The organism is Streptomyces sp. GSL17-111 (assembly GCF_037911585.1).
GTDB lineage: Bacteria > Actinomycetota > Actinomycetes > Streptomycetales > Streptomycetaceae > Streptomyces.
Genome location: NZ_JBAJNS010000001.1, coordinates 2,835,516 through 2,853,399 on the forward strand (window position 1 = coordinate 2,835,516; position 17,884 = coordinate 2,853,399).

16 protein-coding genes are annotated in these 17,884 nt (G+C 71.7%); 9 read left to right on the forward strand and 7 right to left on the reverse strand.

The features are described from left to right. Positions 1-5: 5 nt before the first annotated feature. From V6D49_RS12560 to V6D49_RS12575, 4 genes are all read left to right on the forward strand, one after another. Positions 6-1,124 (forward strand): LacI family DNA-binding transcriptional regulator, encoded by a 1,119-nt coding sequence (locus tag V6D49_RS12560; protein WP_340559600.1) that lies wholly within the window; start codon positions 6-8, stop codon positions 1,122-1,124. A 215-nt stretch (positions 1,125-1,339) separates the two neighbouring features. Beyond that, positions 1,340-2,509, forward strand: coding sequence for a metallophosphoesterase (locus V6D49_RS12565; RefSeq protein ID WP_340559602.1), 1,170 nt, complete (start codon positions 1,340-1,342; stop codon positions 2,507-2,509). Between the two features lie 202 nt (positions 2,510-2,711). Next, positions 2,712-3,530, forward strand: a complete 819-nt coding sequence (locus V6D49_RS12570) for a hypothetical protein (protein WP_340559604.1) — start codon at positions 2,712-2,714, stop codon at positions 3,528-3,530. A gap of 89 nt (positions 3,531-3,619) precedes the next feature. Then, positions 3,620-4,564, forward strand: coding sequence for a BRO-N domain-containing protein (locus V6D49_RS12575; RefSeq protein ID WP_340559605.1), 945 nt, complete (start codon positions 3,620-3,622; stop codon positions 4,562-4,564). A 78-nt stretch (positions 4,565-4,642) separates the two neighbouring features. On the opposite strand, the gene thiC is transcribed toward V6D49_RS12575, so the two are convergent. Beyond that, positions 4,643-6,445: a phosphomethylpyrimidine synthase ThiC gene (gene thiC, locus V6D49_RS12580; protein WP_340559607.1), complete on the reverse strand. Its 1,803-nt coding sequence runs from the start codon at positions 6,443-6,445 to the stop codon at positions 4,643-4,645. A 178-nt stretch (positions 6,446-6,623) separates the two neighbouring features. Between thiC and V6D49_RS12585 the strand changes: the two genes are divergently transcribed. Continuing rightward, positions 6,624-7,913 (forward strand): YibE/F family protein, encoded by a 1,290-nt coding sequence (locus V6D49_RS12585; protein ID WP_445330513.1) that lies wholly within the window; start codon positions 6,624-6,626, stop codon positions 7,911-7,913. A gap of 33 nt (positions 7,914-7,946) precedes the next feature. Here V6D49_RS12585 and V6D49_RS12590 read toward each other — a convergent pair whose 3' ends face one another. The 3 genes from V6D49_RS12590 to V6D49_RS12600 form a co-directional block, all read right to left on the reverse strand. Then, positions 7,947-8,363, reverse strand: a complete 417-nt coding sequence (locus V6D49_RS12590; RefSeq protein WP_340559610.1) for an SsgA family sporulation/cell division regulator — start codon at positions 8,361-8,363, stop codon at positions 7,947-7,949. A gap of 217 nt (positions 8,364-8,580) precedes the next feature. Continuing rightward, entirely contained in the window at positions 8,581-8,802 is a 222-nt protein-coding gene (locus tag V6D49_RS12595) for a DUF5326 family protein (protein WP_340559612.1), read from the reverse strand. Between the two features lie 155 nt (positions 8,803-8,957). Next, positions 8,958-9,275 carry a cupin domain-containing protein gene (locus V6D49_RS12600; RefSeq protein ID WP_340559614.1) on the reverse strand — a complete coding sequence of 106 codons (318 nt, stop codon included), beginning with the start codon at positions 9,273-9,275 and terminating at the stop codon, positions 8,958-8,960. A 53-nt stretch (positions 9,276-9,328) separates the two neighbouring features. On the opposite strand from V6D49_RS12600, the gene V6D49_RS12605 reads away from it, so the two are divergent. The 3 genes from V6D49_RS12605 to V6D49_RS12615 all read left to right on the forward strand — a co-directional run bounded on the left by V6D49_RS12605 (position 9,329) and on the right by V6D49_RS12615 (position 11,549). Next, positions 9,329-9,700 carry a phage holin family protein gene (locus V6D49_RS12605; protein WP_340559616.1) on the forward strand — a complete coding sequence of 124 codons (372 nt, stop codon included), beginning with the start codon at positions 9,329-9,331 and terminating at the stop codon, positions 9,698-9,700. Between the two features lie 123 nt (positions 9,701-9,823). After that, the gene (locus tag V6D49_RS12610; RefSeq protein ID WP_340563935.1) at positions 9,824-10,987 is read left to right on the forward strand and encodes a cystathionine gamma-lyase; all 1,164 of its coding nucleotides are present in this window, start codon (positions 9,824-9,826) and stop codon (positions 10,985-10,987) included. Between the two features lie 88 nt (positions 10,988-11,075). Next, entirely contained in the window at positions 11,076-11,549 is a 474-nt protein-coding gene (locus V6D49_RS12615) for an NUDIX hydrolase (RefSeq protein ID WP_340559618.1), read from the forward strand. Between the two features lie 42 nt (positions 11,550-11,591). Here V6D49_RS12615 and V6D49_RS12620 read toward each other — a convergent pair whose 3' ends face one another. Together V6D49_RS12620 and V6D49_RS12625 are read right to left on the reverse strand one after the other, a co-directional pair. Then, positions 11,592-12,560, reverse strand: a complete 969-nt coding sequence (locus V6D49_RS12620) for a pyridoxamine 5'-phosphate oxidase family protein (RefSeq protein WP_340559619.1) — start codon at positions 12,558-12,560, stop codon at positions 11,592-11,594. Between the two features lie 19 nt (positions 12,561-12,579). Further along, entirely contained in the window at positions 12,580-14,022 is a 1,443-nt protein-coding gene (locus V6D49_RS12625; protein ID WP_340559620.1) for a globin domain-containing protein, read from the reverse strand. A gap of 284 nt (positions 14,023-14,306) precedes the next feature. Between V6D49_RS12625 and V6D49_RS12630 the strand changes: the two genes are divergently transcribed. Then, positions 14,307-14,759, forward strand: a complete 453-nt coding sequence (locus V6D49_RS12630; protein WP_340559621.1) for a GNAT family N-acetyltransferase — start codon at positions 14,307-14,309, stop codon at positions 14,757-14,759. Positions 14,760-14,823: 64 nt separating this feature from the next. Here V6D49_RS12630 and V6D49_RS12635 read toward each other — a convergent pair whose 3' ends face one another. After that, on the reverse strand, positions 14,824-17,496 hold the full coding sequence (locus tag V6D49_RS12635) for a transglycosylase domain-containing protein (RefSeq protein WP_340559623.1): 2,673 nt from the start codon (positions 17,494-17,496) through the stop codon (positions 14,824-14,826). Positions 17,497-17,884: the final 388 nt, after the last annotated feature.

Here is a 17,884-nt window from a genome sequence, read left to right on the forward strand (position 1 = left end):
TCGCCATGACAGCAGCAGGGAAGCACCAGGTGAGCCGGTCCACCGGTCGCCGGCTGGCGCGTGCGGGCATCCGGGACGTCGCCGCCGCCGCCGGCGTCTCCATCACGACCGTCTCCGACGCACTCAACGGCAAGGGCCGGCTCCCCGACGCCACGCGCCGCCACGTCCGGGAGGTCGCGGACCGCCTCGGCTACCGCCCCTCCGCCGCCGCCCGCACCCTGCGCACCGGCAAGTCCGGGCTCATCGGGCTCACCGTCACGACCTACGGCGAAGAACCGTTCACCTTCACCGAGTTCGCCTACTTCGCGGACATGGTGCGCGCCGCCACGTCGGCCGCGCTCGCCCGTGGGTACGCCCTCGTCATCCTCCCGGCCCCCGCCCGGCACAGCGCCTACGACGTCTGGGCCAACGTCGCCCTCGACGGCACCGTCGTCATCGACCCCGCCGACCACGACCCCGTCGTCACCGAACTCGTCCGCCAGGGCATCCCCGTCGTCTCCGACGGCCGTCCGGGCGCCACCCTCCCTGTGACCGCCTGGGTCGACAACGACCACGAGGCGGCCGTCACCGGTCTCCTCGACCACCTCGCCGAGTCCGGAGCCCGGCGCATCGGGCTCCTCACCGGCACCAGCACCGACACCTACACGCGGCTCTCCACGACCGCCTACCTCACCTGGTGCGAACGCGTCGGCCAACCCCCCGTCTACGAGACCTACCCCGCGCACGACCCCTGCGCCGGCGCCGTCGCCGCCGACCGGCTCCTCGCGCGGCCCGACCGGCCCGACGCCGTCTACGGGCTCTTCGACCCGAACGGCACCGACCTCCTCGCCGCCGCCCGGCGCTACGGACTCCGCGTCCCCGAGGACCTGCTGCTCGTCTGCTGCAGCGAATCCTCGGTGTACGCCGCCACCGAACCGCCGATCACCACGCTCTCCCTCAAACCCGGACGCATCGGCACCGCCGTCGTCCAGCTCCTCATCGACGCCATCGAAGGAGTGGGCGGCGCGGGGCGGCCCGTCCAGCAGGTCATGCCCACGGAACTCATCGTGCGCGCCTCCTCCCAACGCCGTCCGCCCCGGACCACCATCAGCCCGCCGCGCCGGGGCCCCGGCTCCGCGGGCTGACGGCCCGCTCCGGTGCACACCCCACACTCCGGAAAAATGCGGAGGAAATCGCGTTCACCGGCGTCCTGGCGGGAATTGCCACCCCCCAGGTGCGTCACAAGCCCCGAGCGGCGTTCCTATGATGGAGCGCACGGCACCGGTCCGGCCTCCGACCAGGAAAGCCCACGACATCACGGTCCGGCAGGTGCAAGCTGCGCGCAAGGGTGGAGGGGTCGATGACTCAGGGGGCCGGTCAGGGACCCGCGAGGTGGCAGCCGACGGACATGGGCGGCGGCTCCGTCACACCCCGGCCCACGCTCACGCCCGTTCCCACGCCACCCCGGGTGGGGTCGGCGACGCCCCCGGAGTACCCCGTGGGGAGCGCTCACGGGCCGACTCACCCGCCACAGCCGCACGTCGGGTACGCGGCACAGACCGGCGACGCCTACCCACCCGAGGACGACGGCTACACGCCCACCGTGCGCGACCTGCCCGTCATCGGCGCCGGAGCCGCCAGCGCCCGGCCCACCCCGACGCTGGTCGACACCCCGTCACCGAGCGCATCCGAGGCGGACCCGCTCGGCCCCCTCTACGTCGTCGGCGACGTCCACGGGTACCTCGACGAGCTCCGCGCGGCGCTGCGCGAGGCCGGCCTCGTCGACGCCGAGGACCGCTGGGCCGCCGGGAACACCCGACTGTGGTTCCTCGGGGACTTCACCGACCGAGGCCCGGACGGCGTCGGCGTCATCGACCTCGTCATGCGCCTGTCCGCCGAGGCCGCCGCCGCGGGCGGCTACTGCAAGGCCCTGCTCGGCAACCACGAGCTGCTCATCCTCGGGGCCAAGCGCTTCGGCGACACGCCCGTCGACTCCGGCGCCGGAACCGCCTCCTTCCAGGCCGCCTGGCTCCTCAACGGCGGCCAGCGCGGCGACATGGAGCGGCTGGAGGAGCACCACCTCCAGTGGATGTCCCGGCTGGACGCCATGACGCTCGCCGACGACCACCTGCTCCTCCACTCCGACACCAGCGCCTACCTCGAGTACGGCGAGACCATCGGGGCCGTCAACGACGCCATCACCGAGGCGCTCGAACGGCGCGACGCGGACGAGACCTGGGACCTGTTCCGCAAGTTCACCAAGCGCTTCGCCTTCCGCGACGAGGAGGTGGGCCCGCGGGCGGCCCGGGAACTGCTCGACACCTACGGCGGCCGACGCATCGTCCACGGTCACAGCCCCATCCCCTACCTGCTCGGCGACGTCCCGCCCGTCGAGGACGACGCGGAGGGCGACAACGAGCCACGGGTCATCGGCCCCCACGTCTACGCGGACGGCCTCGCCATCGCCATGGACGGCGGTGTGACGATGGCCGGGAAGCTCCTGGTGAGCCGTCTTCCCCTCGGCAACTGACCGCACAGTTCCAGCCACAGCGGCTTGACCTGCCACGGGAGCGGGCGGAGCCGGTCACAGCGCCCTGTGAGCAATTTCGGAAACCCCTGTCACGGTGCACCGGATGCGCTCTACCATCAAGGCCCTTCCATCCGCCCTTCCACCTGCCCGGAAGCCGGCCGCCACCACGGCCCACGGCCCTACGGAGCATCGGGGGATGCACATGAACAGCGCTCCACACCTGCGGCTCGAGGACCGCCCCGAGTTCGAGCGGCTCCTGGACGCCGCACTGAACACCGCCTCGGTACGGCCCGGCGGCGAGGCCACCGGGCCACGGCTCGGCCGCGAGCAGCTGCGCGCCATGGCGCTGGCCGCCGTCTCCACCATCGCCGCCTGCGCGGCCACGGAGTACCAGCACTTCACCGGCCTGCGCGAGGACCTGCGGCGCAGCACCCGGGGCTCCTCCGGCCTGGCCGCCACCGTGGCCGAGACCAGCGGCGCCGGACTCTTCGCCCTCCTGTCCGTCCTCGCCCCGATCCTCGCGGGGGCGGCGGCCGTCATCTTCCTCGCGGTCGGCTACACCCTCGCCGCCGTCTCGCCCGACGTCGCCCTGGCCGAACCCCTGCGCAACGTGGGCTGGGTCTTCGCCGCCCTGACCGCCGCCGGCCTGCTCGCCGCCTGCGTCAGCCTGGTGTTCACGGCCTTGCGGAACTCCGCCGGTCCGCCGTCCGCCGCGTCCGCACCGGGCGGCACGTCGCCCCGGGGCGGTGACGGCTCCCTCGCCGCCGAGGTCGACCGGGCCCGGGAAGCCTGGCGGCGCGCCCTCCTCGACCGGGGCATCACCCCCTTCCTCCGCGACGCCCTCGCCGCCACGGGGGCGTCCACCACCCCGCCCGACCCGTCGCGCACCCCGCGCCTGGGGTACTCCCACCCCGGATTCACCAGCCCCGGCGCCCCGCAGGAGACCCGCGACCGCCCTCGCTACTCCAGCCCCGACTTCACCAGCCCGGACTTCACCGGACCCGACGGCAACCCCGACTGACCTGCCGTTACCCGTTCGGGTGAACTGACGTTTAGCCCGGGCGTGTTCGATTTTCGTACACCTACGCTCCACGGCGGAGGTGATGCTCGATGTCCGAGCACGACACGTCGCCCGAGCGGGCGGTCCGCCACGAAGCCATCGACATCAGCGACTTCGTCCACGCCGCGACCGGCAGCCGCGTCCGCCGCGTCACCCTGCCCGACGGCACCCACTGGTTCCCGGCCGTCGACGTGGCGAGCGAGCTGGGGTACGCCAACACCCGTCAGGCTCTGCAGTGGCATGTCCCCAAGGAGTGCTGTGCCACTCTGCGAGAGCTCGCCCAAGGCGTCTACGGGACAGACACCTTGGGCAAACTTGCAGGTCACAGGCTGCAAAAGTCGATGCGTATGGTGAATCTCCAGGGTCTCGTCCAGCTCGTCAACGGCTGCACCAAGCCCGAGGCCATGCCGTTCAAGCAGTGGGTGACCGAGGTCGTCGTCACCGTGCAGCGCGACGGGGTGTACGAGCTGGAGCCCGCCGCCGTGCAGCCCCCAGACCCGGCCGCACCGGTCGCCTACGCGATGCCGCAGCCGGTTGCGGACGCGATCGTGCGCCTGGAGGAGCGCAACCTGCGCGCCGACGAGATGCTCGCCACGGCGCAGCGGGCATCCCTCGCGACGCAGCAGCGCGTGGCCGACGCCATGGAGCGCATCGCGGCGGCGGTGGAAGGCATGGCCGCTACGGGCCGGCGCCCGGAACCGGACGCTCCGGCCGAGGCGGCGGCACCCGCGCCGGCTCCCACGGCCCGGGAGGTCCTCGACCGGTGGCGTCTACGCCTGCCGCGTGGGAGCCGGGCGTGGCCGGTGGCGCTGTACCTGCTTCCGCACCTCGTGGAGCGGGGCGAGGTACGGATGTCGGTCGACTTCCTCGCCGTCAAGGCCGGGCTGACCGCGCAGCGGACGAGCCAGGCCCTGACCGAGCTGCGCCGTCACGGCTGCGTGGAGCAGCGTGGCTTCGCCGACAACGGCAGCCCCGTCCTGGTCCTCTGTCCCTGACCGCCCCGCCCGGCCGGGGGCGGTGGTGCGCTCGGCCGGGGGCGGGGCCGTCCGGGCGAGCGCACCGTGCCCGGCGCGTCAGTCGGCCAGGGGCAGGTAGACGCGGTTGCCCGCCTCGGCGAACTCCTTCGACTTCTCGGCCATGCCCTCGTCGATCTCCTGCGTCGTCAGGTCCCCGCCGTGCTCGCGTCGGATGTCCTGACTGATCTTCATGGAGCAGAACTTGGGCCCGCACATGGAGCAGAAGTGCGCGGTCTTGGCCGGCTCGGCCGGGAGCGTCTCGTCGTGGAAGGCGCGGGCCGTGTCCGGGTCGAGGGCCAGGTTGAACTGGTCCTCCCAACGGAACTCGAACCGCGCGTCGGACAGCGCGTCGTCCCATTCCTGCACGCCGGGGTGGCCCTTGGCCAGGTCGGCGGCGTGGGCGGCGATCTTGTAGGTGATGACGCCCGTCTTGACGTCGTCCTTGTTCGGCAGGCCCAGGTGCTCCTTGGGCGTGACGTAGCAGAGCATCGCGGTGCCCCACCAGCCGATCATGGCGGCCCCGATGCCGGAGGTGATGTGGTCGTAGCCGGGGGCCACGTCCGTCGTCAGGGGGCCGAGCGTGTAGAACGGCGCCTCCTCGCAGATCTCCTGCTGGAGGTCGATGTTCTCCTTGATCTTGTGCATCGGGACGTGCCCGGGGCCTTCGATCATCGTCTGGACGCCGTGCGACTTGGCGATGCTGTTCAGCTCGCCGAGCGTCCTGAGCTCCGCGAACTGGGCCTCGTCGTTGGCGTCGGCGATGGAGCCGGGGCGCAGGCCGTCGCCCAGGGAGAACGTGATGTCGTAGGCCCGCAGGATCTCGCAGAGTTCCTCGAAGTGGGTGTAGAGGAAGCTCTCCTTGTGGTGCGCCAGGCACCACGCGGCCATGATCGAGCCGCCCCGGGAGACGATGCCGGTCTTGCGGCGTGCGGTCATCGGCACGTACCGCAGCAGCACGCCCGCGTGGACGGTCATGTAGTCCACGCCCTGTTCGGCCTGCTCGATGATGGTGTCCTTGTAGACCTCCCAGCTCAGCTCCTCGGCCCTGCCGTCCACCTTCTCCAGGGCCTGGTAGAGGGGGACGGTGCCGATGGGCACGGGAGAGTTGCGCAGGACCCACTCGCGGGTGGTGTGGATGTTCCGGCCGGTGGAGAGGTCCATGACGGTGTCGGCGCCCCAGTGGGTCGCCCACGTCATCTTCTCGACCTCCTCCTCGATGGAGGAGGTGACGGCGGAGTTGCCGATGTTGGCGTTGACCTTCACCAGGAAGTTCTTGCCGATGATCATCGGCTCGATCTCCGGGTGGTTGACGTTGGCGGGCAGGACGGCGCGTCCCGCCGCGATCTCGTCGCGCACGAACGCGGGCGAGCGGTTCTCCCGGACGGCGACGTACTCCATCTCGGGGGTGATCTCGCCGCGTCGCGCGTAGGCGAGCTGGGTGACGGCGGCACCGTCGCGGCCCCGGCGGGGCTGGCGCGGGCGGCCGGGGAAGACGGCGTCGAGGTTGCGCAGCCCGCCGCGCGGCGCGGTGTGCTTGACGCCGTCGTCCTCGGGCCGCAGCTCCCGGCCCGCGTACTCCTCGGTGTCGCCCCGGGCGATGATCCAGTTCTCCCGCAGGGGCGGCAGGCCGCGGCGGACGTCGGTGTCGATGGTGGGGTCGGTGTGCGGCCCGGAGGTGTCGTAGAGCGTCACGTCCTTGCCGTTGGTCAGGTGCACCCGCCGCACCGGCACGCGGATGTCGGGGCGTGAGCCGTCGACGTAGCCCTTGTGCCAGCCGAAGCGCGGCTGCTCCGTCCGCTCGGCGGACCCGTCGGCCCCGCCGTCGGCTTCCGCGCGCATGCGTGCATCGTGCATGGTCATGAGACCCACTCCCTACGCCGGCATTACCCGGTAACAGGTTCGGCGGTCGACGCAGCTTTCTTCCGTATCTCCGTACGGACGTCAGCGCCCTCTCAGCCCCGTGCTCGGAGCTCCCGCGATGTGCAAAAGCACGCACACGCTAGCGGTTCGTCCGGGCGCCGCGCCAGTAGGTCTTGCGATGATCGGTCCCGTGACCGATTCCCACAGCCCGCACGGCGGCCCTCACCACACCCATCACCACGGCCCCGCCGCACCGGTGTCCCGGCACCTGCGGACGGTCATCGCCGCGGTGCTGATCCCGTTCGCCACCGCCGTTCTCGTCGGCCTCGTCGCCCTGTGGCCCGGCGGCGCGCCGGAGGGCGAGGACGGCCGGACGGGCGTCGGCTTCGACCGGCAGACGCAGGAGGCCCGGGTCACGAAGTCGGAGGAGGTGGACTGCGCGGACGTCAACGCGCAGCAGCAGGACGGTGACGCGGCCACGGCGGGCCCGTGCCGCCTGCTGACGGTGGAGGTGACGACGGGTCCGCACGTCGGGCGGACGTTCACCGAGGTCCTCACACCGGACGCCACCCGCCGTCCCGACACCGGGCAGGGCGTCGTCGTCGCCTACGCTCCGCAGGCCCCGGAGGAGCTGCAGTACAGCATCGTCGACATCGAGCGCGAGTTCCCGATGATCCTGCTCGCCGTCTTCTTCGCGCTGGTGGTCGTCGCGGTGGGCCGGCTGCGCGGACTGCTGGCGCTGGTGGGGCTCGCCGTGACGTTCGGGGTGCTGACGCTGTTCATCCTGCCCGCGATACTGCAGGGGTCGAACCCGCTGCTGGTGGCCGTGGTGGGGGGCAGCGCGGTGATGCTGGTGACGCTGTACCTGTGTCACGGCCTGACGGCGCGCACGTCCGTGGCCGTGCTGGGCACCCTGATCTCCCTCGTGCTGATCGGCCTGCTGGGCTCGCTGTTCATCGACTGGGCCGAGCTGTCGGGCAACACCGACGACCAGACGGCGCTGGTGCACAGCCTCTATCCGGACATCGAGATCCGCGGGCTGCTGCTGGCGGGGGTGCTGATCGGTTCGCTCGGTGTGCTCGACGACGTCACCGTCACCCAGACCTCGGCGGTGTGGGAGCTGAAGCAGGCGGATCCGACGGCGAGCCGGCGCGGCCTCTACAGTGCCGCGATGCGCATCGGGCGGGACCACATCGCGTCCGTGGTGAACACGCTGGTCCTGGCGTACGCGGGCGCCGCGCTACCGCTGCTGCTGCTGTTCTCCATCGCGGAGGCGGGCGTCGGCAGGGTGGCGACGAGTGAGCTGGTGGCGGAGGAGATCGTCCGCACGCTCGTGGGCTCGATCGGCCTCGTCGCGTCCGTACCGGTGACGACGGGCCTGGCCGCGCTCGTCGTCTCCGCCGGGCTCGGTCGGGAGGACGCCGGACTGCGCCGTGCGCCGAGGGGACGCCGACGGCGTGCCAGATGACGCCCGTGGCGGGTGCCGCCGGGGGCGCGTCCGCTACGGCCGGCCGGCGAGGATGCGGTCCAGCTCGGCGTCGATGTCCGCGCAGGCGGGCTCCTGGCCGAGGGGGACGACGCGGTCGGTGCGGTCCAGGAACGCCACCAGAGGCGGGGCGCTGACCCGCAGGAGCGCGCTCTCCGGGCCGACCTGGAGGCGGATGTGCAGGTCGGCGAGGGCCTCGTCGGCGACCGGAGCGATGTGCACGTCGCCCTCACCGGCGGGACGGCTCACGCCGTCCACCAGGAGCTCGCGCCCGAAGACCCACGTGACCGGTTCGTCGCCGGGCAGACCGAAGGTGAAGCGCACCGCGTACGGGTCGTCGGGCTCGTAGACCAGCTCCACCGGAATCCGGAAGGAGAGCTCCTCCGAGGCGAGGAAGCTCATCATGACCTGCGCCTGAACCCTGCCGTTCATCCGCGCCCCCGGCGACTCGTGCCCGGTCGCGGCTCGACCGGGTGCTGTGGATCTCGCTGTGGATTTCGGGGCCGGTGGCCCCTGGGGGCATCGTTCACCAAGATCGAGAAGTAGCACAATGCGCGTGCTTCAAAGTCACCCGATTGACAACGGAGTTGGTGTCACCACCTACCGCAGCCCGCCCGGACCGCCCAGTTCAGCGGCCCGGAGCGGCCCGTCACCAGCGGTCGGAGGAGGAACCCGAGGACGACGACAGGAACTTCCGTGCGAGGAAGACGACGGCGGCCACGATCGCCGCGAACAGCAGGATGTTGAACAGCAGACCGATCACCGTCGTCAGGACGGCCATCACCACCTTGAAGACGATGAGCGCGACGACGATGACGCCGACCCACTTCACCCACGTCGGCAGCCCCGCCAGCGTCCCCTTTGCCGTCATGTCCGTCCCCTGCTTCCTGTCTCCGAGGTCCGTGACGCGTCCCGCCCGGACACCTCCCATGCTAGGCAGGGACCGGTCGGCGGCGGAGGTCGGTCGGCCCCCGCCCGTCCCTGACCGTTCCCTTAGGGGTGCCGGCCCCGGCGCGGCACCGGCGGTCATCCCTCCGGGGGAGAGAAGACCACGAGGACGCGCAGGTCCTCGCTGATGTGGTGGAAGCGGTGGGGCACCCCGGCGGGCACGTAGACGACGCTGCCGCGCGCGACGCTGGTGGTCTCGTCACCGACGGTGAGCGCGGCCCGTCCGCTGACCACGAAGTACACCTCGTCCTGACGGTGCGGCTGCTGCGGATCCGGGACACCGCGGTCGAGCGCGTACAAACCGACCGACATGTTCCGCTCCCGCAGGAACTGCAGGTAGGCGCCGTCGTTCGCCGCGCGCTCCGCCTCCAGCTCCTCCAGCCGAAATGTCTTCATCTCCAGTGCCCTCTCGCCGTTTCGCCGGGCGGTTCTGGGAGACCATCCCCACCATGATGAATCTCATCGTCAAAACCATCGCCAACGCGGTCGCCCTCGGCGTCGCCGTGTGGCTGCTCGGCGACATCACGCTCACCGGTGACAGCACCGGCTCGAAGGCGCTCACGCTCGTCGTGGTCGCCTTGATCTTCGGTGTGGTCAACCTCGTGGTCAAGCCGATCGTGAACCTGCTGTCACTCCCGGCTCTGATCCTCACGCTCGGCCTGTTCATGCTGGTGATCAACGCGCTCATGCTGTTGCTCACCTCCTGGATCGCCGACGTGCTGGACGTGCCCTTCCACGTCGACGGTTTCGGCACCGCGTTGCTGGGCGGGCTGATCATCGCCATCGTCGCCTGGGCGGTGGAGCTGGTCCTGCCCGACTGAGCCACCGGACGGTGACCGGTTCCGTCCGGCCGACCCGCCGCCGGACGGACGGAACCGGTCACCGATGATGGGAGCATGACCGACGCCTTCCGGGCCCCCTCCCACGAAGGAGCCGCACGCACGATGAACCCCACCGAACGACCGGACGGCCACGCCGGCGCACCGCTCGGCGACGGCACGCGGGTCGTGCACGCCGGGCTGCCGCCGGAGGAGCCGTACGCGCCGCCCCTGGCCGGGCCCGCCTTCGCCGCCCACTACCACCTGCCCGGCGATCCGGCCGGGGCCCCGTACACCTACGGCCGCGACGGCAACCCCACGTGGACGGCCCTGGAGCGGGCGCTGGCGGAGCTGGAGGACCCGGACGGCACGGCCCACGCGCTGGCGTTCGCCTCGGGTATGGCGGCGATGTCCGCCGTGTTGCTCTCCCGCGTGCGGCCCGGCGACGTCGTCGTCCTCCCCGACGACGGCTACAACCTGCTGGCGCGGCTGCGGGAGCGGCTGGAGGACCACGGCGCCCGGGTCCGCTGCGTGCCGACGGGCGGGGAGGAGCAGTTCCGTGCGCTGGCGGGCGCGTCCCTGCTGTGGCTGGAGACGCCGTCCAACCCCGGCCTGGACGTCTGCGACATCCGGGCGCTCGCGGAGGCCGCGCACCGGGAGGGCGCCCTCGTCGTCGTCGACAACACCCTCGCGACGCCGCTCGGGCAGCGTCCGCTGCAGCTGGGGGCCGACGTCTCGGTGGCCAGCGGCACGAAGGCGCTGACCGGCCACGGCGACGTGCTCCTCGGTTACGTCGCCTGCCGGGACGCCGAGGTGGCCGACGGCGTGCGGCAGTGGCGGAAGATCGTCGGCGCCGTGCCGGGCCCGATGGAGGCGTGGCTCGCCCACCGCAGCCTCGCGACCCTGCGCCTGCGCGTGGACCAGCAGGCGCGGACCGCACTGGCCGTGGCGCGCGCGCTGGCCGGACGCTCGGAGGTGAGCGGGCTGCGGCACCCGGGCCTGCCGGAGGACGCGGCGCACCCGCTGGCCGCCCGCCAGATGCGGCGCTTCGGCTGTGTCGTCTCCTTCACACTGCCCGACCTGGAGCACGCCGAGCGGTTCCTCGCCGCGCTGCGCCTGGTGCACCAGGCGACGAGCTTCGGCGGGGTGCGCAGCACGGCGGAGCGGCGGGGCCGCTGGGGCGGGGACGCGGTGCCGGAGGGTTTCGTGCGGCTGTCGGTGGGCGTGGAGGACACCGAGGACGTGGTGGCCGACGTCCTGCGGGCGCTGGACGCGGCCGAGAGGCCGTAAGCGTGGACGACACCGCGCGCCCGTGAAACACGCGGGAGGAGGCCGTGGATGAGGTTTCGGCCACACCGTCCTGCGGCAGATCCCTCACATGTCCTCCGTCCGACCCGTCGTCAAGCGCACGGCCCGCGCGATCCTGCTCGACGGTGACTCGCTGATCGTCATCAAACGCACCAAGCCCGGCCAGGAGCCGTACTGGATCACGCCGGGCGGCGGCATGGAGCCCGAGGACGCCTCGGTGATCGACGCGCTGCACCGGGAACTGGACGAGGAGCTGGGCGCGAAGGTGACGGACGTCGTCCCCGCCTTCGTCGACACCGTGCCCGAGGGCGACGAGGGCGGGGTGAAGGTCCAGCACTTCTTCGTGTGCCGGCTGACGTCGATGGACCTCACGCTGCGGCACGGCCCCGAGGTGGAGGAGCCGTGCGGCACGTACGACGTCGTCCGGCTGCCCTTCACACCGGAGGGGATCGACGGCGTGGACGTCGTCCCGCCCACGCTCCGGGCGTACCTGCGGGGCAACATCGAGGGCGTCCGCGCGCTCCTGGCGGACGACCTCGGGTGACCGGGCCCGACACGGGGCCCGGCCCGAGCCCGGCCCGGTGGCTCACTGCGGCGGGCTGAACCACTCCTCGTACGAGGGCCGTTCCCCGGCGGCCCGGCGGGCCCGCGCCTCCGCGAGGAGCCGCTCGGCCCGCTCCCGCCAGGCCTGCGCCGAGGGCGCGGGGGCGGGCGGCTCGGCCGGGACGGGCGGCCGCTCGGGCGCGGGCGGCCGGATCGTTTCCGCCGCCGGGACGGGCGCCGGGGCGGGCACGCCCCCCGGCCGCCCGGCGGCGTCCGCGGACACCGGGGCAGGCGTCGGCGGAGCGTCCACGGGCCGCGGTCCGTCCTCGGGGACGGCCGGGACCTCGGGCTCAGCGGGACCGGCGGGGGCGCCGGCCTCGGCGCTCTCGCGCTCGGCCCGGTCGCGGGCCGTTCCGAAGAAGTCGCCGCCCTTGCGCTTGTAGTCGTCGGTGCCCCAGTCCTGCGACGTCCGCTTGGGGGCGTACTGGAGGTGCGGGATGTGCTTCGCGCAGTGGATGTACGCCTCGTCGACCGTCACCCGCACCCACAGCTCCGCCCGGCGCCCGGGCACCGGGTCCTGCGGGAGGCCGGGGTGCTCGGCGCGGATCTCGGCGTCCTCCAGGATCTCCGCCGAGCCGTTGACGTGCAGGCCGATCCGGGCCCGGACGAAATCCACCAGAAGAATGCCCAGATGCGGATTCTCCCGGATATTCCCCAGGCTCGCGTGCACGCCGTTGCCCCGGTACTCCGGAAACGCCAGGGTGCGCTCGTCCAGCACCTGGAGAAATCCCGGCGGACCGGCCCGGAAGGTGCTGTCGCAGTTGCCGTCCCGGTCCGCTGTCGAAAGGAAGAACATCTCCTGCCGCCCGGTGAACTCGCGCATGCGCTCGTTCAGGTGATCGAGCACCTGGTCGGCGTAGAAGCGGTCCGCGCGGTGCGTCGAACCGAGCTGCTCCTGTATCGCGTGCTCACCCGAGCTGCCCGGCCGGCCGCTGCTTCCGCTGGTCGCCACGTCGTGTGCCCCCAAGGGTTCAGTTCTGTGTGCTCTGCGACACGAGCTCGTCCAGGGAGTCGTGCCGTATCCGGTTGACGGGTATCCCCACACCCCGGAGTGCGTCAACCCCGCTGCGGATCATGCCGGGCGGGCCGGAGACGTAACCGTCGTACGCACTCCACCGCCCCGCGCCCCGGACCGCGTCCGGCAACTGCCCCGCCAGGCCCGACGCACGCACCGGGCAGCCGGCCGCGACGACCGGCCGGACGGACAGCCACGGGAGGCGCGCCTCCAGCTTCAGCATCGTCTCCAGGTCGTACAGGTCGTGATCGCTGCGGGCACCGTAGAACACCTCCACCGGGCGGGGCCTGCCGTGCTCGGCGACGTCCTCCACCAGCGCCTTGATCGGCGCGATGCCCGTGCCGCCGCCCAGGCACAGCAGTCCGTTGTCCGTCCGGTGGTCCACGGTCATCGAGCCCGCCGCCGGGCCGAGCCGTACGACGTCCCCGGGCCGGGCCCGTCGTACCAGCGCGCCGGAGACCCAACCGGCGGGGACGGCCTTCACGTGGAGGCTGAGCGTCCCGTCGGCGCGCGGCGCGGAGGCCAGCGAGTAGCTGCGCCACACCCGTGGCCACCAGGGCGTCTCCACGGTCGTGTACTGGCCCGCGAGGAAGGGGTAGGGCTGGTCGGGGCGCAGCGTGATGACGGCGATGTCGTCGGTGCGCTTCTCGTGGGAGACGATCTCCGCGTGCCACCAGGCCGGGGAGTGTGCCTCGTCGTCGGCGGCGGCGTCGATCATGATCTGCGAGATCGTCGTGTAGGCGCGCACCCAGGCGGCCTCCGTCTGCGGCGACCAGCTGTGGTGCGCGTACCGCGTGAGTGCGGCGATCAGGCACTCGCCGACCGCCGGGTAGTGCTCGGGCCGGGTGCCGTACTTGCGGTGGCCGCGGCCCAGCCCCTGGAGGTACTCGGTCAGCACGGCCGGGTTGTCGACGTTCTGGGCGGCGGTGAGGAGCGCCGCGAAGAGCCGGTCGCGCTGGGAGTCCATCGAGGCGGGGAAAAGGTCCCGGAGATAGGGGTGGCGCACGAAGAGCATCGCGTAGAAGTACGAGGTGACGGCGTCCGCGGCCGGCTCGATCTCCTCCATCGTGCGGCGGATGAGCGTGGCGTCGGCGGTGGGCGGGGCGGTGTTCGCCATGGGCGGCGGGGTGGTCACCGGCTCGAACGCGGAGCGCGGCGGCGTCGGTGGACTTTGCCGGACCTGCTGGGGCCAGTTGCCGCCGCCTTGCGGTTGTTGCCGGTGCTGCGGCTGCTGCGGCTGCTGCGGGGGCACGCCGCCGGGGCGCCCGCCCTGGCCGCCGCCCGACGTCCGGGGGCCCTCCGAGCCGGGGCTCCGTCTGGTGGTGGAGAACCAGCCCCAGTCACCATCGTTGCCGGGGTCGGAGCCGGGTATCCCGTTGTCGGCCGACGTGGTGGTCATGGTGTGCCTCGTCCTCTACGTCTTTGGTCGGTTCGTGCACTCTCGACTGAGCGGAAGTGACTCGTCTTTTCCCCTATCTGACGCGGTTATGGCACCGCGGATTGTGGGCAGGGCAGACGTCCGACCGAGCATTGCGGCGTGATGCGGAGTCGACCATACCGTTACCTCATGCATACACAAGAGCCGTCGGTGGCGGAGTAATTCCGCGAATCCGCCCACGCCGTACGGATGTGACGTTCCGTCGTCCCCGCAGGCCCGGTGATCGCCCGCCGTAGGCTGCGGCCATGAGCGACCTGACCATTCGTCCCGCCACGGCGGACGACATCGCGGACCTCGTGGCCATGCTCGCCGACGACCCCCTGGGCGCCGCACGCGAGTCGCCGGACGACCTCGCGCCGTACCGTGCCGCGTTCGCCGCCATCACCGCCGACCCGCAGCAGCACCTGGTGGTCGCCGAGAGCGCGGGGCGGACCGTCGGTACGCTCCAGCTCACCGTCGTCCCCGGGCTCTCGCGGCGGGGCGCCTCCCGGGCCCTCGTCGAGGCGGTACGCGTGCACCGCGACGAGCGCGGGAGCGGCCTGGGCTCCGAGCTGATCGGCTGGGCGGTGGACGAGGCACGGCGGCTCGGCTGCCGACTGGTGCAGCTGACGTCGGACGCGTCGCGCACGGACGCGCACCGCTTCTACGAGCGGCTGGGCTTCACCGCCTCGCACGTGGGCTTCAAGCTCACGCTCTGACGGCGGTCGGGCGGGTGCCGCCGACCGACGCCGCCGGGCGCCCGCCGACCGCACCCGCCGACCGCTACTCGTCCTCCGGGCGGCCCGGGCCGCCGAACAGGCCGCCGCTGTCACCACCGTTGCCCTGGCTCCCGCCGTCGGAGTCGCCGCCGCTCTGCCCGTCGGTCTGGCCGTCCGTCTGACCGTCCGTCTGACCGTCCGTCTGACCGTTCGTCTGACCGTCGGTCTCCCCGCCGCCGTTCTGGCCGCCGGGGTCCTGCCCGGAGGAGTCGTCGCAGCCCCAGTCGAGCGGACCGCACGACGGGTCCTCGCTGGGCTCCTCCGAGGGCTCCTCGCTCGGCTCCTCGCTGGGCTCCTCCGAGGGCTCCTCGCTCGGCTCCTCGCTGGGCTCCTCCGAGGGCTCCTCGCTCGGCTCCGGCTCGGGCTCGGGCACGTTGCCGCCGTTGACGACGTTGTCGATCGGCGTCGGCTTCGGGAAGTCCTCCACGTCGACGCCCTCCAGCGCGGGCTTCATGAAGTCGACCCAGACCCGGGTGGGGATGTCACCACCGTGGATGGAGTCCAGGTCGCCGGTGCCCTTCATGGAGAGCAGCTTGGGGTTCTTCGGGTCCTCGCGGAACATCGTCACCGCCGTGGACAGCTGCGGGGTGTACCCGACCCACCAGGCCGACTTGTTGTCGTCGGTGGTACCGGTCTTCCCGGCCGCCGGCCGGCCCAGCTCACGGGCGTTCTTGTACCCGGTGCCGTGCGGCTTCTGGATGACGCCCTTCAGCACGTCGGTGATCGTGTTGGCGACGTTGGCGTCGAGGGCCTGCTCCTTCTTCGGCTTCTCGAACCCCTCCTGCTCCTCCCCCTTGTGGACCACCTTGGTGACGGAGTAAGGCTCCGTCTGCACGCCGGACGCCGCGAACGTCGCGTAGGCGTCGGCCATGCGGATCGCCGAGGGGGTGGAGGTGCCGAGGGCGAAGGACGGGTTGAGGGCGTCGAAGCTGTGGTCGCTGATGCCGGCGGCGGAGGCCACGTCCCGCACCTTCTCCATCCCGACGTCCATGCCGAGCTGGACGAACGGGGTGTTGACCGAGCGCTCCATCGCCTCCCGCAGGGTGACGACCCCGTAGTCGGCGTCGCCCTCGTTCACCTGCTGGAAGGGTTCGTTGTCGTCCGTCAGGTACGGCGTACCGTCCTGGTTCTCGATGACGATCGCGTTGTCGCCGTCGTACTCGCTCTTCGGCGAGATGCCCTGGCCGTCGCTGCGGTAGGTGCCGTGTTCCATGGCCGCCGCCAGGACGAACGGCTTCCACGTCGAACCGACCTGAATGCCGCTGGTGTCGGCGTTGTTGTTGTAGTGGCCCTTCTCGACGCCCTCACCGCCGTAGATGGCCACGATCGCTCCGTCGTTCGGCTTCACGGAGGCCGCGCCGAACTGGACGAACCGGTCCTTCTCCCGCTCCTCCGGCTTGAGGTGCTTCTCGCGGGCCGACTCGACCGCCTTCTCCAGCTGCCCGGTCTTCTTCTTGTCGAAGGTCGTGTAGATCTGGAAGCCGCCGCGTTCGAAGTCGTCACGGTTGAGACCGGTCTTGGCCATGACGTACCGCTTGGCGGTCTCCATCATGTAGCTGGCCTGGGCGGAGTCCCCCGAGACGGGCTTCGGGTCCTGCGGATCCGGGAAGTCCCGGTACTCGGTGTACTCCTCCTTCGACAGCATCTTCAGTTCGAGCTGACGGTCGAGGATCCAGGCGTACCGCTCCTTGGCCCGCTCCGTGTTGGCCTTCGGGGTGGCGATCTCGCTGAGTCCGCCGGCCGGGTCATAGAGGTCCGGCCCCTTGAGGACGGTGGCGAGGAACGCGCTCTCGTCCGGTTCGAGGTCCACGGCGTTCTTGCCGTAGTACGCCTGCGCGGCCGCCTGGAGCCCGTAGGCGTTGCGTCCGTAGTAGGCGGTGTTCAGGTACCCCTGGAGGATCTCCTCCTTCTCCATCTCGGAGTCCGCCTTGATGGCGATGAAGAGTTCCTTGAACTTGCGCGTCAGCGTCTGGTCCTGCGTGAGGAAGTTGTTCTTCACGAACTGCTGCGTGATCGTCGAGCCGCCCTGGGTGTCACCCCCCTTGGCCATGTTCACCACGGCGCGGGCGATGCCCCTCGGGTCCACACCGCTGTCCGTCCAGAACGTCTCGTTCTCCGCGGCGACGACGGCCTCTTGCATCGACTTGGGGATGTCGGCGAACTGGATGTTCTGCCGGTTCTTCTCGCCCTCCCGGCCCAGGACGGTGTTGTCCGACCAGTAGTAGACGTTGTTCTGCTGCTGGGCGGCGGCGTTCGCCTCGCTCGGCACCTGGACCATGAGGTAGCCCACGATGAAGAGGCCGACGAGAAGCCCGAGGCCCGTCACGCACAGGCCGGCGATCTGCTTGAAGGACGGCAGCCACCGTCGGACGCCGTCCTTACCCGAGCGCGGGTAGTCGATGAAGCGTTTCTTGGCCACCGGTGCCGCGCGCCCCCGCCCGTGCGCGGCGGCGACCCCCGCCCCGGCCGCCGTCGCGGTCTGCGCGCGCCGCCGGCTCCCGCCCCGCTGCGCGGCGCGGCGCGCTTCGGCGCGGCTGCCGTGCGGCCGCTGCTCGGGCACGCCGTGTGTGCTCGTGGTGGGACCGCTGGGGGCAGCCGCAGCACGACGCCCGGATGACGACGGCTGCGCTGCGCGGCGGCCGCGCGACTGCGGCGGCTTGCGGCGGTGCTCGCTCATGGGAACAGCTACTCCTCGGTCAGGCACCCGCGCCTGAAGGCGGCAGTGTACTTCCGGACCCCCCACGTGCGTCCCGTCAGCCTCATTGGGCGCACTGCGTCCAGGATGAGGACGCCGTCCGGCGGCCCCTGGTTCCTGGTGGTCTTCTGCACAGCGTCAGCGTACGCATCATCAAAACACTTCTTGCCTGACATTCATCCGAAAGCAGGCAGATCACATCTGGGGATTCACAGATGTGAGACCGAACACGCCCACTCCGGCCTTGCCGCATACCTCGGAGCGTTCTATCGTCAGGATGTATCGAAGCGATACATCGTCCCAGTACATCGGTGAGACACATCGGTGGGCGCCCGTCGACGGGCCTTCATCGGTCCGCCGCGGAGCTGGG